Consider the following 16,082-nt stretch of genomic DNA (forward strand, 5'->3'; position numbering starts at 1 on the left):
CCAAACATACCTCCATTAATTTAAAGTAAATTAATTATTTTTAAATTTATATGTATATGATATTTTTTTATTTCTAAATAGTTATCTACCTGTCGATTCAAAGAATTGTATCTAAAGTTAGAAGTCAGATGGAATGAATACTAATTAATCTACAGCAATCAAGTTATAAACTCAAATAAACGAAAAAGTAAGACCTCAGATTGTTTGAATAATCCCAAGTTTGAGCCTTATTTTATAAACTACCTAATTAGTCACTCTACTGTAAGTAGTAAATAGGCAATTAATTAAATTCAATCGCTAGAAAGAAGTAGTAATTTCAGATATCTTTTAGGATTGTAAATGTAGATTTTGGCAAATATAAAATATGGTTCTTTATAAACTTGAAGATTTGGCTGCTGACTATACAATTACTGATTCTGATAATTATGAAATCAGAGATTTTGATGTTTACTCAGACATCAATAATGAAAAAGTTGGCACGGTCAAAAATATTTTAGTGGACGAGACAGGAAGTTTTCGTTACCTAGTTGTTGATACAGGTTTTTGGATTTTTGGTAAGCAAGTGTTGTTACCAATTGGGCGTTCTCGCATTAGCTATGCAGATAGACGAGTCTACGCTACAGGACTCACCCAAGAGCAAGTAGAGAGCTTACCTGATTTTAACGACCTGGAACGGGTTGATTATGATTATGAAGAGCAGGTCCGCGGAGTTTATCGGACTCCGTTTGCAGAAACACCTTTAGAAACTTCTACACCTGTAGAGGCTACAGCACCTTTAGATACTCCATCGGCTTATGCCGATACTACAGCCAGAAGAACTACACCTGCACCCAGGACTGGTTATAATCGTGATACCTATACTTACGACCGGGAACCGGATTTGTATGATACCAGTGAGCGCAATCATCAAAACTTGAAACTTTACGAAGAACGGTTAATTGCGAATAAATCCCGTGTTAAAACAGGAGAGGTAGCAGTTGGTAAGCACGTTGAAACTGAGAGAGCAAATGTTTCTGTCCCTGTTGAAAAAGAGCGTGTAGTTATTGAACGCACTACGCCAACAGATGCTGGACGAACAGCCGCTCCTGATGAAGTTAACTTCCGCGAAGGTGAAGTTGCACGTATGGATGTTTATGAGGAGAATGCTGACATTCGGAAGGAAGCTGTTGTGCGTGAAGAAGTAAAAGTTAAAAAGGTTGTAGAAGAGGATACGGTTGAGGCTCAAGAAAACCTACGTCGAGAAGAATTAGACGTGAATAAAAGTAATGACCGCTCACAGAAAAAAAGAAGGATTTAAGCAATTTTAGAGCTGATTCTGTAGTTGAATTTAGCAGTATTCTGGGGTTGTCAATTAAATTGGCAACCCCTTAAAATAAAAAACCCGCCGCAGCTGGGTTTCACACAACAAAACTATGAACTACAAACTTTTTATTTAACGGTTATATTTAATTTCAGCTTCAAGTTGATGAATTAGCTGCTCATCACTCTTAGCCTTGGCTACTTGCAAGCGATGTTCTAGACTTTTTTGAATATTCACTCTATGAGTTTCTTGTGCTTGACTCATAGCTTGTAGTTTATTCCGAGTCATCATAATACTCCTGTTTAATTTTTATTATGTCTGGTATTCTTAACATATCATATTTTTCGTATCTGTCGATACAGAAAATTCTGTCTTAATATAATTTTATTAAGCCATGCCTGAAAAACAGATAAATCAATCATCACTCGTAGCATTACTGAGCGATTTTAGCGATCGCGATGTTTATGTTAGTGTGATGAAAGGTGTTGTTTCCCAAATCAATCCCCTGCTAAGGGTGGTAGACTTAACACACCAGATTCCGCCGCAAAATATCGCCGCAGCTAGGTTTTGTCTGATGAATGCTTATTCCTATTTCCCGGTGGGTACGGTATATGTGGCAGTGGTAGATCCGGGAGTGGGCAGTAAGCGCAGAGCGATCGCGGTAGAATTTGCTCAAGGGTATCTGGTAGGGCCTGATAATGGCATATTTAGTGGGGTACTCAGTCAAAGTCCAGCCATTAACACCGTTGAACTGACAAACCCTAATTATTGGCGCACACCCGAACCCAGTAAAACTTTTCACGGTAGAGATATCTTTGCACCTGTGGGCGCTCATCTTGCTAATGGTGTCACTTTAAAACAGCTAGGACAAGAAATCGATTCCGCAACTTTGGTACAGTTGGATATAGGCGAATGTCACCAAACCAATTCCGGCGTAACAGGTTGTATTCAATATATTGATTATTTTGGCAACTTAGTCAGCAATATTCCCGAAAAATATGTGCAAGGTAAAAATTGGTGTGTGCAAGTCGCTGGGGTAAAAATACCCGGAGGTGAAACTTATAGTGATGTTAAAGTGGGAGAAGTAGCCGCTTTAGTTGGTAGTCATGGCTGGGTAGAAGTTGCCATCAATGGCGGTAATGCCTCCTCAAAGTTGCAGATTAACTGGCAAGATGCGTTACAAGTCTTATTTTTGTAGTCAAACCACACCGCATAAAATTAATAAAATTTCATTTTCAGCTTAAATACTATTGACAAAATTAACTAAATATGAATACACAAACAGCATCTGCATCAGAAGTTTATCAAGGTCAGTTTGGGGAATTTACAGTTGATGATAGCGATCGCACAGGCGTGATTATCTACCGGGCTGGGTTAATGGTAGCAGCACTCAGCTTTGCCATTGGTAGCGTTTTGGTTTTATTTAACAATAATCCCACGACTATAGCCGCACTCACCCCTTTATATGCCTGTTTTAGTCTGGGTCTAGGTGTCAGCTTATTAACCATTCACATCTACATGGCATTTCTGCACCGACTATTACAAGTTTGTTGGGGTATCGGCAGTATATCAGCAATAGTACTGGCATTGTCTAGTAGTGAACCTTTAGCGATCGCAGTTTACAACCAACCGCTAACTTTATTTGGCATAGGTTTTACCTTCGTAGCATTAACAGGTATTTTCTTCAAAGAAGCTTTTTGCTTTAATCGCCTTGAAACGAAGTTATTAACTTTCTTAGTACCTGTACTTTTACTGGGACATTTGGTAGGAATTTTACCAACTCACTGGGAAGAAGTTTTATTAGGAGTTTGGGCAATTTTCTTTCTAGTATTTGCCTTGCGTAAAGTATTTCAAGCCATTCCGCCAGATATTGGCGATAAATCTGTATTTACTTATTTGAAAACGCAAAGTTTAGCCAAAATGTAATTACGCTGTCCTACTTCTTTTTAGGAAATAACGAACCACAGAGGACTCAGAGGACACAGAGTCATGAGAGTTTCAGAGATTTTATGTGTCATATCATGTTCGTAGTTTTATCACTTATTTAACCCGAACCCCTGCAAATATTAGCTTTATCTCCCCTCCTCGCTTGCACCGGAGGGGCTGGGGGTGGGGTGATTCACACAGACAAAGAAAAACCCGCCATAAAATTAATATAGCGGGAAATAATTTAAATTCTCAATTCACCATCAGCAATTTAAGCAAACCATTCTAAAACAGCTTCATCCTTAGTATTGGTATTGCGAGAAGGAGTCTCACGATTGAATTTCATTTGAATTGATCGTGTTTGTTCACCATCAGCAGCAACACCCACAATTGGATAGTCAATTAAACCATCTTGGAAGGACATCTGGAAGCGGAATGTCCCATCTGGATTCAGTTTAATTTGACGACCGCCAATAGTCACAGTTGCATCAGGTTCAGTTGCACCGTAAACAATCAACTCAGCGTCAGCAACTAACCAGAATTTGCGGGGACTCATTGGTACACCAGCCGAGAAGCCAGCACCAGACATCCCAACACCCGACATGGTTAAACCAGAAGCAGTGGGAACCGCCCACATACCTACACCAGAAGGGAAAACATAGGAACTAATCGCCTCTTCAGGACGTGCAGAACCTGGTACTTGGTGCATGGAACCGAAGATAGAACCAGCAACTCGTTGTGCTTCGGCAGATTCAGCCAAGCCAAAGATTTCTTCGTATATGGGGTTACTGTTACCATTTACTCCTGATGAAGGTGCGGCGGCTGCTTTCTTCGCAGGGGGGACTAATTCGTAAACAGTTTTACCACGGAGGTCTTCTTCAAAGTTGACAGTAACAAAGGCATCCTCAATCCAATCAGATGGATAAACCGGAGGAATGTGTACTCTCGCAGAACGCGCCAATACTAACCAACGACCATCAGCAGTACGATAACCGATATCTATGACATAATCGCGATCGCTCACTGGAATGGGAATATACCATTCTCTAGCCAGTTCATCAGCCGGATATTCCTGAATACTGTGAGGACTTTGGTGATCAATATCGATGTCGGTAACATCGTAGATCCGTAGTGCTAGTTGCTGTCCGCCTTGCTGACGTAGTTCCGCTTTGTGTTCGTTAGGAATATCCCAATAGGTATAAGCCCACTGAGGATCGCGAGGTAAAAGTACAATTCGACTTTCACCATAACCTTGTGGTAGGTCTGCGAGTCCTTCATCAACATCAGCCAGAGAACCACCAGTACGGTCTTCTTGACCTAATTCAAATTTTGCTGCTTCCACGGTTTCCTGTGCCTCCAATGAACGAGTTGGACTAAGCGATATTTTGCTGCGCTGGACTTCTTGAATCGCTGCCAGCAGTTGAGATTTACGCATTCGGCTATAGCGAGAGATGCTATATTCACTGGCAACTTTCCGTAATTGCCTTAATGTCATCTCTTCTAGTGGTGGGCGTTCTTTTGCCATAATTTTGGCCTCCAGTAGTGTGCAAGGTAAATGATTTCCCTGGGTTACAGAATCTTCTATAAAATAAAATTTCATCTACCCCAGATGAATTTCTGATTCTTGACTTCTGGTTTTGCCCAGTTTTTAACTTTTAAGTTTCTTCTTAAATTGAGAATCACTACCTTTCAATTCCTCGATGATGCCATGATCAGCATTTCTTTGGGATCGGAGGAGTTCTTTTGTTAAGTAAATATTAACCAGTAAACCTGGGTAGGGATCAAGGGGGTTCCAGGCACTTTTTTCCCTGTTATACGAATTTATAAGCTTTTCGGAGATCGCATTGTCATAAAACCATGACAATCTGAGGTACTTCAGTTTGAGAGCATGGAGTAAATGTCATACTTCCATAACATTTAATTTATCCATTAGCTGAAAACCTTAATCCACAAAGAAAAAAGCCGGAGTGAAGCCCCCCAGACTCATTCACAAAACCAGGAGTAAGTACATCAAAAGAAATCAGAACTCAAGGAACACCAAAAAATAAATGATTCTCAATTGTGGGATGGGCATCTTGCCCCTCCTAAAGAAAAATCAGAACTCAGGGAACACCAAAAAATAAATGATTCCCAATGTGGGATGGGCATCTGGCCCCTCCTGGGTGATTATCTTTACCCGCTCCACAGATAATTTTGGGATATTTTGTCATTTGGAAGTCCATCAAATCAATATTATTGCTAATAAACCACAACATACAGACTTGATTTGAGTTTTTCCCCTTTAAAAATTCAGCCAATCTGATTAATAACTGACATATTTTGGATGCGCCAGACATCAGCTTGTCGAATTAAAGAATATCGCACGCGCAAAGTTTCATCAGTAAAATTTCTGATTTGACCCTGGTCATAGAACTGTGTAACTTCCCTGACTGTAGCCACAACGACGGCTTGATCTGATTTTTGATCAAAATATTCCACCTTCACCGTGTGCTTATATGTCCGATAGCGGTTCTGTAACCTCTCTTGTTGGGCAAGTTGCCGCCATTGAGAAAGAGTTGCACCTGTTAAAATGTCTTCTAAACTATCCAGGTTATATTGCGGCCCTAAAGCTGCGGCTTTAGTAGATAGCCAAGTTTGAATAACTTCTTGCGCCGTCGCATCCGTCAAAGAACCTTCTGGGGGTTGCAACTTGCTACTTTTGTCTGGAATATTTATTGGTGGTTCATTCAGTTCCACAAATAACTGTTCACCTTGCAAAACTGGAGCAGGGAACAACAAATTTTTCACCCATCCAAATGTCGTTGAAACTAACAGCCAAAACACTAATATCCCGGCTAAAGAACCAAATACAGTCCAAACCAGTTTTGTTTTCCCTTCTAAAGTCGCCGCAAAAGCTTGTTGATGTTGAGGATAACCCCGGTTGACAGCTTGACTGGGCTTTCGCCTCCGGCGCTTTTTGACTTGACCAGTGGAAGTGGGATGAGCCGCACCATTGAGATGAGGGTGAGTCGCTCCGGTGGTGCGCTGAGGATGAGAAAAATCGGCTAAATCTGGGTGTGAGTAGACATCCCCTGTAATTTTATCTGGTAGTGGATTCCCACTATTTGGGGAAAAATTGGCATTTTCAGGTTTTTTGTGAGCTGCTGTTGCTAATAAATCCGGTAATGGTGTTCTACCTTGAGCAAATTGGGGAGCAGCAGCAGTAGAATGGTCACTGTGCAGGGGAGGCTGGGAAAAAGATTGCCGATTGATTACAGCCCATTCATGAGTGGTTTGGGCATCGTTAGGTAAGGCTTCTAAATAAGCTTGTACCTGTTGGTTAGCAAAATAATCTTTCAACGAGGCTTGCTGCGTAGCTAAATCTCGAAAGTGCAGGAATACTTCATTTTGTAACCACTGTTCCGCATACAAACATAACCCCGGTAGCAAGTCGGGAGAGTCTAGGGATTTTTCGCGAATTAAAGCCAGGGCTTCGTATTCTTGACTCAGTTCTAAAACGCGGGTGGCTTCTTCAGTCTGTCCCAGTAGCAACGCACACAGTGATTGTTCTAAATGCACATCTTGACGTTTTCCCAAACGCATCAGCATTTGCTTGGCTTGACGAATTAAAGCCGGTTGACGTTGAGTAAATCCCCTTGCTAATAGGGCATAAACCGCCAAGTAAGTAGCAACAGCAGAAGGACGCTTGCTTTCGGCTTCAAATAGTTTATGCTGTTCAGCAACCGTTAAATAGTTGCGTAATTGCTGGATAAATCGCAAAAAATCATCTATATTTAAACCAGATTGATCATTACCAGTACCATCTATTCCACCGCGATCGCTTAAAATATCATGCAGAAATGCTAACCCTTGTCGTCTTTGGGCAACCTTCTCTTCTGGTAATGCCAACAATTCCAAAATTCGATAAGGACGCAATTTGTACAAATCAGCCTGCATTTCCGCCTGTACACTGGAAAATAGCCCTTCACGCCCTAGCAGTTCTTGACCAGTTTCTAGAGAAATAGCCGCATTTTCATAGTGACCTTGTTGCCAATGCTCCCGACCCAATTCTAGACAAGCCAGAGCCACAGTCAGAACAATATCTGGGTAGTCAGAACTTTCGAGAAATTCTTCACTTGCCAGATTATTCTCTCCTCTGGCAGATGCTACCCCGTTTTGAGTCGTGAGATAATTATGACCGAGTTTGAGTACCAGTTCATATTCCCCCAATTCTTGCAGAATCAATAAAGCACCAACTAATTCCTCCTGGGAAATGTCGATACTCAGACTCTGGATATCAGGATCAGCGTTGTTGCCTTCTTCTGTGTGGTTCCCAACTGCAACAGTAGCATTACCATTGCCGTCAGGGCCATAGGCATGGGCAAGATAAAGCTGGTCATAACTGCTACGTTCTTTAGGATTGGATAAAACCACGTAAGCTTCTTCAATGAGTTGTTTGCGAGAACAAATTGCTGCTTGAGAATACTCTCGTCGTGGCAACTGCACAATGCGATCGCTGTATGATTGCCGCAACTGTTCATCACTTGCCGCTAACGGTAATCCCAAAATTCGGTAGTAATCTAGCGGAATTCGCACAGTCTACTTCCCCTGCACCGTGATCAACATAATTCACCTAGAGCATTCGGTGGCCTGTAAAACCGTGCCATAATAATACAGTGAATAATACCGTGGCTGACTTACAATATCAGTGTATATTGCCACAACCAATTTTGTGACTTCCTAAAATTTGAATAATATTTTCATGATAATATTTTCCATGCCTAGAAAGCCCCAATACTTTGTGTTAATTTTGCGTATTTTTGCCTGTAAGCACTTATAGTTACTCATCGTTCCCGGATTTCCCCAGCTACGCAGTTAGAGAAACCATCGCCAAACAGATAAACTAACTAAAGACTCAGTATTATAACACAAATCAATTTAACTTACAACTATCGAACTGGATAAACAAATTTACAGGTTGATTTTTCCTAAATTGTTCATGGATATGCAGAAACCAAGCTATCCTGATTGATAGCCTATGAACAGGAGTAGGGAATGGGAAAACTCAGGGGCAAGAACCTCACAGAGCGTGGGTAGAAGCATCAAAAATTCACTCATTGTTTCACCTCTATTGCCTATAAACCTTTTTGGGGCATAAATTTTTGGGGATGAAAAGCAGATATTGTCTTTTCGCAACTTATTTGAGATGGTAACTTTCAGTTTTACTATAGGAATACTACAAAATAATGGTTCAAGAACGCACGTTACCTACATTTAATACCAAAACTACCAAAATCACCAAAGAAGAAGGATTGCGGTTGTATGAAGACATGGTACTAGGTCGCTCATTTGAAGACAAATGCGCTGAGATGTACTATAGGGGCAAAATGTTTGGTTTTGTCCACCTCTACAACGGTCAAGAAGCCGTTTCCACAGGTGTTATCCAGGCCATGCGACCGGGTGAAGATTTTGTTTCCAGCACCTACCGCGACCACGTTCATGCTCTCAGCGCCGGTGTACCAGCCAGAGAAGTCATGGCAGAATTATTTGGGAAAGCCACAGGGTGCAGCAAAGGACGTGGTGGTTCCATGCATATGTTTTCCGCCGAGCATGGCTTACTCGGTGGTTATGCTTTTGTGGCTGAAGGTATTCCCGTAGCAGCCGGAGCCGCTTTTCAAAGCAAATACCGCCGCGAAGTTTTGAAAGACCAAAACGCTGACCAAGTAACAGCTTGCTTTTTTGGTGATGGCGCAGCTAACAACGGTCAGTTTTTCGAGACCTTAAATATGGCATCCTTGTGGAAACTGCCGATTATTTTTGTAGTCGAAAATAATAAATGGGCAATTGGGATGTCTCACGAAAGAGCAACTTCCCAGCCAGAAATTTACAAAAAAGCCAGTGTATTTAACATGGTAGGCGTGGAAGTAGACGGGATGGACGTGCTAGCAGTGCGAGCCGTTGCTCAAGAAGCCGTCGCCCGCGCCCGTGCTGGTGAAGGTCCCACATTAATTGAAGCCCTCACCTACCGTTTCCGGGGACACTCCCTCGCAGACCCAGATGAAATGCGAAGCAAAGCCGAGAAAGAATTTTGGTTTTCCCGTGACCCCATTAAGAAGCTAGCGGCTTATCTCCTTGAGCAAAACTTAGCAGACGATGCGGAACTCAAAGCCATTGACCGGAAAATTCAAGAAGTCATCGACGAAGCCGTGAAGTTTGCCGAAAGTAGCCCCGAACCTGACCCCAGCGAGTTGTATCGCTTTGTGTTTGCAGAAGACGAGTAGAGAGACAAAGAATGTAGGGCGTTGCTGAATTGAGATATGAATTAGTTTCACGCAAAGGCGCAAAGGCGCAAAGGAACTAAGAAAAATCAAGGTGATTTTGGCATTTCATACTTTGATTCAGCAACGTCTCTACAAGGGTTCGTCAGACGCATATTTTAATTCGGTCTATGTCTACTCTAAATTCACCCTCAATTAGGACTGAAACTTGTGTTTACTATCACCCTTCAAGAGCAACAATACAAAACTTACATCCTCACCGATGAAAGTGCTGGTTCTCAAATAGAAGTAGTACCAGAAAGAGGCGGTATTATCACCCGTTGGCGTATCCAGGAGCAAGAAATTTTCTATCTCGATACTGAACGCTTTACTCATCCTGATTTGAGCGTCAGAGGTGGAAATCCCATTCTGTTTCCTATCTGTGGTAACTTACCAGATAATACTTACACCCATAATGGTCAACAGTACACTCTGAAACAACACGGTTTTGCGCGTGAGTTACCTTGGGAAGTCACTGAGCAGAAAACTGAAGATAAAGCCAGCCTGACTTTGGTACTCAATAGTAACGAGCAAACTAAGGCAGTTTATCCTTTTGATTTTCAACTCATTTTTACCTATGAATTGCAAGGGAATACTCTCGCAATTCGCCAGGAGTATAAAAATCTGTCATCCACACCCATGCCTTTTTCGGCTGGTTTCCATCCTTATTTTCTCACTGGTGGTGATAAGAATCAGCTAGAGTTTCAAATTCCCTCACAGCAGTATCAAGACCAAAATACTAAGGAAATTCACTCGTTTGACGGGAACTTCGATTTTAACCGTGATGAAATTGATGTTGCTTTTAAGGATTTAACTAGCCAATCTGCTACAGTGATAGATCATAGCCGTCAGTTAAAATTAAGTTTAGATTACGAGCCGATTTATTCTCATCTGGTGTTTTGGACAGTCAAAGGCAAAGACTTCTACTGTCTCGAACCTTGGACAGCCCCTCGTAATGCTCTCAATACTGGCGCAAACCTGACGGTAGTAGCTCCCAAGGCTAGCTGCACGGCATCTGTAAGGTTAACAGCAAATCTTTTATAAAATTGGTTGCAAATCTCAGATGCTCATGCTATGATGGCAAAGTTGCAAAAGAAAAAAGGGTCGCTAACTCAATGGTAGAGTACTCGGCTTTTAACCGATTTGTTCCGAGTTCGAGTCTCGGGCGACCCACTTCTAAGTCAGAATATATTTAGTTTGCCAAAATGAGCGATCGCCAGAATCTGAGGGTTTACTGGTTTTTTCATTGCTGAGGTTTAACTTGTACCTTACCCAAGTAAGAGCGGATATGGTATCGAGGATAGCGGCTACTAACTAAAGGCTTTAATGAGAGTGTAACTTACTGTACAGTAGTATATGGGAAGTATAGGGCATCGTTGTGAAAGATGGCGTAAAGTTGTTCAACATAAACGCCCGTCACTAGTTATAATTTCCTATAAGTTGAAAAAAGTATTAAGATTAGCGTAATAATAACGCTTTTCTCACGTTGATTAGCTCAAAAACAAATTAGGAGGACTATATATGGCGCTTGTACCAATGCGGCTGCTTTTGGACCACGCGGCTGAAAACGGTTACGGCATCCCAGCTTTTAACGTTAACAATTTGGAGCAGATTCAGGCAATTCTCAAGGCAGCAGCCGAGACAGATAGCCCTGTAATTCTACAAGCTTCTCGTGGCGCTCGTGCTTATGCTGGCGAAAACTTTCTGCGCCACCTGATTTTGGCAGCGACAGAAACCTATCCAGAGATTCCCATTGTCATGCACCAAGATCATGGTAATGCTCCTTCTACTTGCTACTCAGCAATTAAGAATGGCTTTACTAGTGTCATGATGGATGGTTCTTTGGAAGCTGACGCTAAAACCCCCGCTAGCTTTGAGTACAACACCAATGTCACTCGTGAAGTGGTAAATGTTGCTCATTCCTTGGGTGTCAGCGTTGAAGGTGAACTTGGTTGTTTAGGTTCTCTGGAAACCGGTGCTGGTGAAGCTGAAGATGGTCACGGTTTTGAAGGTACACTTGACCACTCTCAATTGCTGACTGACCCAGACGAAGCGGCAGAGTTTGTAGAAGCAACCCAAGTAGATGCTTTGGCTGTAGCTATCGGTACTAGTCACGGTGCTTACAAGTTTACTCGCAAGCCCACAGGCGAAATTTTGGCAATTAGCCGCATTGAAGAAATTCACCGCCGTCTGCCTAATACTCACTTGGTAATGCACGGTTCTTCTTCTGTACCAGAAGATTTATTGGCACTAATTAACCAATATGGTGGTGCAATTCCCGAAACCTACGGTGTACCTGTAGAAGAAATTCAAAAAGGCATCAAGTGTGGTGTACGTAAGGTTAACATTGACACCGATAACCGTCTAGCTATCACCGCCGCCGTGCGTGAAGCTTTAGCATCAAATCCCAAAGAATTTGACCCCCGTCACTTCCTCAAGCCTTCCATTAAATATATGCAGAAGGTTTGTTCTGACCGCTATGAGCAATTTGGCACAGCCGGCAATGCTAGCAAGATTAAGCAAATTTCTTTGGAAGATTTTGCTGCTAAGTATGCCAAGGGCGAACTGAATATGATTACTAAGGCATCTGCTAAAGTTTAATTTTGACAAAAAATAAATAGGGGCATAAACTGCTATGCTCTTTTAATTCAATAGGAGCATAGCATGGCTATGCTCTTTTAATTTATGATGACTGGGGTAGTCGAAGCATTTCAATTTTGACTTTTGACTTGTGGTATCTATTCCCCTAAGCATTCATTGGTAAAAATTTCATGGGAAGCAACTGGAAAAACCTCAAGATAGTTGCAAGTTTATTGAGCGCGATCGCTTTGACACAGTTTTGTGGGTCAAATACCTCTGTACGTGCTGCTGATACGGTGGTTGTGCGTTTTGGCCTGTTGGCAGAATCTATCTCCCTGGCTGAGTTACACAAGGCTGCGGATACTGGGGAATTTCCCAGGGGTTTAGAACTTTACATTGGGGGAATATCTCCAGAAAAACGCCGCAACTTTTTGAGAATGCTGAAAGTGAAAGTACCCATCGATGTTGTCACCCTCAGTAGTTTACTGCATACTGAGATTGGCACAACGGTTCTGAGCAATCTATCTGAGGCTTTAGTCAGAGAAGATCAGGCGGGGGTACAAGCACTCAGAGCCGCATTCGTTTTAGGTGCTACCCAACCGGAAGGTCTTTCTCTACTCAGTTTTATTGCTGCTTATCCCAGCCAACGCCTAGAAATTAATGTGCTAAAGGCTTTCCAGGTGGCGAGAAGTGTCAACACCTCTTTTTGGCGCACTCCAGAAGCGATTAACTACGAGATGACAGATTGAAACAGGCGATCGCACTAAACAAACTTTTTGCCATTTTCGTGACAGCTACATCAAGAGAATATTCTCAACAACTGCTTTGAAGACTAAATTTTCTAACTATTTTTTTCGCTTTCGCCTAGTTTAGATTTATAATAAAAAGCAAAGATAAAGATAGCGTACATAATAACAGCCTCATAGGCTAACCAATGCTAGCTCGCTGGTTATTCCTGCTGGTCTGTACAGCAGTTTGTAGCAAGCAGCAAAAATCAAGCTTTGGTGAAAAGCTAGTCAAATATTAGGCCAGTTTAACTCATCACAGCTCTTTAGCCACCTACCTCAGCCGAATTGAGGTCAGGTTTATAAGTGCATTTGTTTGTACATTCATTGTGGATAAATAACTACTGGGGGTTAGCCGTGTCTAATCTGCCCTAAATTTTTAGTTTCATCTATTAAATGACCTGATTAACTTTGGTTAATTTAAGCATTTGTACTTAAATTTATTGTTTCAGCAACCCATGATTTAGATGTTGACCCCAAGGTTTATACATTAAAATCCTCCAGCTTCTCACACACTTTTACCTTGAGTTCAGTACCATGAAAGACTTTAATTGTATATTAAATATCTGCATTATTTCAGTAGCCTATCTATCCAGTATTTACTTGTGGATAGCGTTTTCTCAACACTCAAATGAGTGACAAATTATTGTAAGATTGTGCAGAACAAATTTTAATCGCTGACTAGTATAGCACGCAGTAAATAACACGCGTCTGTAAGAGGTAGTCAGCGATGATTCTTGTGCAGAATTGAGCCAAAGAGAAAATTGCATCATTCATGGGATAAATGTTAGATTTTTTACCAGAAACCATTACGATTAGAGAAATCACAATTGCCTTATTGGGTTTAGTAGTTGGAACTTTCATATTCGTAATTTTTCGGTTAACTTTTGTATGGTTAAAATTACTCTTGAAACAACTAACAATTTTCCAAACTAAAGATATTTACCAAAAGTTAATTAAGCCTAATGAAATTTTTATAACTTCTGCAACTGTAATTTTATTGGTTGAGTTAATTTCAGTTCTATTACCCAAAAATAGCTGGACTAACTCCTTAGAAATAGTTATTAGTTTATCTTTAGCCATCACTACGAGTTTATTAGCCTCTAGATTATTTAAAAACTTTTTTGATTTTTATTTATTAAATGCGGCTTTTAAAACTGGGCAGAAAATTAGCAGTGAATTCCTGATACTCTTCAAATGGATAGCTAATATCATCATTATTTTTGTAGCTGTTCTGATCTATGCTCAAAGTCATCAAATTAATCTTTTAGGATTGTTAGCTAGTTTAGGAATTGGTGGTTTAGCAGTAGCTTTTGCGGCTCAGAAGACATTAGAGCAAGTTTTGGGTGGTATTGTGATTTATCTAGACCGTCCCTTTGTAATTGATGATTATATCGGACTACCCGACGGTACTTTTGGCAGAGTTGAATCTATCGGTTTGAGATCCACTCGCATTCGCACCTCTGGTAAAGGAACCGTAGTCATAGTTCCCAATAGTTCCTTGACACAAGTAAATATTGAAAACTTTACGGGTGCGAAAAAAGTCATGTCTATACTTTATTTAACCTTTTATCGAGCTATCAGCAGTGAAGAAAGGGCGCTAATTCGTCAAATTATTTTAGAAAGTACAAACGGTATTTTTGGACTGGATTCACGTAATACAAACGTCACTTTTAAAAATATAAATAATCTAGTAGATCCAGACAAAAGTCAAGCGCAAGTTTCTTTCTTTATTTTGGGTTCTGGAGATGTTTCAATGGAATTACGTCGTCAACTTTTAGATTTGGCTACTCAAAGTATGACTCAATATTTGAAAGAATATGGGATTGCATTTGAGATAGAAGAACCAACAATTTACGTTGACTCACCGATTACGATTTAGACATAATGAAGAACATTTCACAGATTATCCTGGAATTTTTCCAGCGTGACACCACAATATTAGCCCTATCTAGATTTGGAATATTTTTATTGTTTATCCTGCTATCTATACTAGCTGGACGATATACTCCTACTTTTCTGCGAATTGTTATTCAACGTTTTGCACCGCAACAGGTAGCTAGTATTTATAACAATTTAATCGAACCTATTAGAAACTTATTTAGAATCACAGGTACTTTAATTCTGATATCGTTATCCTTAGCATGGATTATCGAATATCAATCTATATATAGATTTCTTTCCCCCATTGTAGACTTAGCCGTTATTAGTAGTTTAGCTTGGCTTTGTTCTCGTCTATTTCGGCAATTTATTCGCGTATATGGTATTGAATTAGTGCGGAAATTGGGACGAGAAGTAGACGAATTACTTTTAGTATTTGAAACTTTAGCAAATGTGATGATTGGGTTTATTGCTATTATTGCTTTTGCTCAGAGTCAGCAATTTAATTTAGTTGGTTTATTAACTGGTTTGGGTATTGGTGGATTAGCGATCGCATTTGCGGCACAAAAGACACTAGAGCAGTTGTTAGGAACAATTGTGTTGTATTTAGATAGACCCTTTATTCCTGGGGAATATATTCGCTTACAGAAATCTGGACAAATTCCCGAAGGGTTATTTGGAAGAGTGGAATCAATTGGGATTCGTTCCAGTAAAATTCGGACTGCTGCTAAAAGTACGTTATTCATTATTCCCAATTCCATATTAGCCAACTTAGAAATTGAAAATATTACGCGAGGTAAAAAAGTGATGGTTTTACTTTACCTCGATTTTGCCACCCTGCTGGAACATCAAGAAAAAGCTTTAGTTGAGCAAGTGGTAGCCGAAAGTACTAACTCACTGTTTGGTATAGACCCAGGAAGCACCAGTATTACTTTTTTAAATCAGAATTTGGCCAAGCAGACAACTCGAACCAGAGTAACGTTCTTTATTTTAGGTTCTAGTGATAACTCTCTCCAATTACGTAAACGTCTATTGGAGTTAGCCAATGAGAAAATTTCCAAAAAACTAGTTAGTTTTGGAATTGTGTTTACTATGCAAGAACCGACAATTTATGTAGATTCACCAATCCCACTTTAACAGTTAACAGTTATCAGTTATCAGTTATCAGTTAAGGGACTTAATTGGGTTTAATTTCCTTAGCATATGGCTGGATAAATCAAATATAGAACCTCACCCCCAGCCCCTCTCCTTACTAAGGAGAGGGGAGACTTTGACACACTAATTTCAACTGATGATGTGCTTGTATTCCTGGCT

Annotated in this window: 13 protein-coding genes and 1 tRNA gene; 11 read left to right on the forward strand and 3 right to left on the reverse strand. The window is 40.6% G+C overall.

Annotated features, from left to right (window positions below):
- Positions 1-364: 364 nt before the first annotated feature.
- On the forward strand, positions 365-1,297 hold the full coding sequence (locus tag NSP_RS02550) for a DUF2382 domain-containing protein (protein ID WP_006197360.1): 933 nt from the start codon (positions 365-367) through the stop codon (positions 1,295-1,297).
- Positions 1,298-1,432: 135 nt separating this feature from the next.
- On the opposite strand, the gene pirA is transcribed toward NSP_RS02550, so the two are convergent.
- Positions 1,433-1,588, reverse strand: a complete 156-nt coding sequence (gene pirA, locus NSP_RS25855; RefSeq protein WP_006197359.1) for an arginine synthesis PII-interacting regulator PirA — start codon at positions 1,586-1,588, stop codon at positions 1,433-1,435.
- Between the two features lie 106 nt (positions 1,589-1,694).
- Between pirA and NSP_RS02555 the strand changes: the two genes are divergently transcribed.
- Positions 1,695-2,498, forward strand: coding sequence for an SAM hydrolase/SAM-dependent halogenase family protein (locus NSP_RS02555; RefSeq protein ID WP_006197358.1), 804 nt, complete (start codon positions 1,695-1,697; stop codon positions 2,496-2,498).
- Positions 2,499-2,569: 71 nt separating this feature from the next.
- Entirely contained in the window at positions 2,570-3,226 is a 657-nt protein-coding gene (locus NSP_RS02560) for a DUF2301 domain-containing membrane protein (RefSeq protein WP_006197357.1), read from the forward strand.
- Between the two features lie 271 nt (positions 3,227-3,497).
- Here the strand turns inward: NSP_RS02560 and NSP_RS02565 are convergent, their stop codons facing one another.
- Positions 3,498-4,751 (reverse strand): DUF4912 domain-containing protein, encoded by a 1,254-nt coding sequence (locus tag NSP_RS02565; protein ID WP_042202471.1) that lies wholly within the window; start codon positions 4,749-4,751, stop codon positions 3,498-3,500.
- A gap of 598 nt (positions 4,752-5,349) precedes the next feature.
- Here NSP_RS02565 and NSP_RS26185 point away from each other — a divergent pair.
- On the forward strand, positions 5,350-5,496 hold the full coding sequence (locus NSP_RS26185) for a hypothetical protein (protein WP_006197355.1): 147 nt from the start codon (positions 5,350-5,352) through the stop codon (positions 5,494-5,496).
- A gap of 19 nt (positions 5,497-5,515) precedes the next feature.
- Here the strand turns inward: NSP_RS26185 and NSP_RS02575 are convergent, their stop codons facing one another.
- Complete coding sequence (locus tag NSP_RS02575) at positions 5,516-7,801, reverse strand: IMS domain-containing protein (RefSeq protein WP_006197353.1); 2,286 nt, start codon at positions 7,799-7,801, stop codon at positions 5,516-5,518.
- A gap of 650 nt (positions 7,802-8,451) precedes the next feature.
- On the opposite strand from NSP_RS02575, the gene pdhA reads away from it, so the two are divergent.
- The 7 genes from pdhA (at position 8,452) to NSP_RS02610 (ending at position 15,905) form a co-directional block, all read left to right on the forward strand.
- Complete coding sequence (gene pdhA / locus NSP_RS02580) at positions 8,452-9,486, forward strand: pyruvate dehydrogenase (acetyl-transferring) E1 component subunit alpha (protein WP_006197352.1); 1,035 nt, start codon at positions 8,452-8,454, stop codon at positions 9,484-9,486.
- A gap of 207 nt (positions 9,487-9,693) precedes the next feature.
- Positions 9,694-10,566: an aldose epimerase family protein gene (locus NSP_RS02585; RefSeq protein WP_006197351.1), complete on the forward strand. Its 873-nt coding sequence runs from the start codon at positions 9,694-9,696 to the stop codon at positions 10,564-10,566.
- 57 nt (positions 10,567-10,623) lie between these two features.
- Positions 10,624-10,695, forward strand: a tRNA-Lys gene (locus NSP_RS02590).
- A 348-nt stretch (positions 10,696-11,043) separates the two neighbouring features.
- Positions 11,044-12,123: a class II fructose-bisphosphate aldolase gene (gene fba, locus NSP_RS02595; RefSeq protein WP_017803772.1), complete on the forward strand. Its 1,080-nt coding sequence runs from the start codon at positions 11,044-11,046 to the stop codon at positions 12,121-12,123.
- 170 nt (positions 12,124-12,293) lie between these two features.
- Entirely contained in the window at positions 12,294-12,851 is a 558-nt protein-coding gene (locus NSP_RS02600; RefSeq protein WP_006195681.1) for an alpha/beta hydrolase, read from the forward strand.
- Between the two features lie 820 nt (positions 12,852-13,671).
- Positions 13,672-14,769 carry a mechanosensitive ion channel family protein gene (locus NSP_RS02605; RefSeq protein ID WP_006195682.1) on the forward strand — a complete coding sequence of 366 codons (1,098 nt, stop codon included), beginning with the start codon at positions 13,672-13,674 and terminating at the stop codon, positions 14,767-14,769.
- 5 nt (positions 14,770-14,774) lie between these two features.
- Positions 14,775-15,905, forward strand: a complete 1,131-nt coding sequence (locus NSP_RS02610; protein ID WP_006195683.1) for a mechanosensitive ion channel family protein — start codon at positions 14,775-14,777, stop codon at positions 15,903-15,905.
- Positions 15,906-16,082: the final 177 nt, after the last annotated feature.

This window comes from Nodularia spumigena CCY9414 (genome assembly GCF_000340565.2).
GTDB lineage: Bacteria > Cyanobacteriota > Cyanobacteriia > Cyanobacteriales > Nostocaceae > Nodularia > Nodularia spumigena.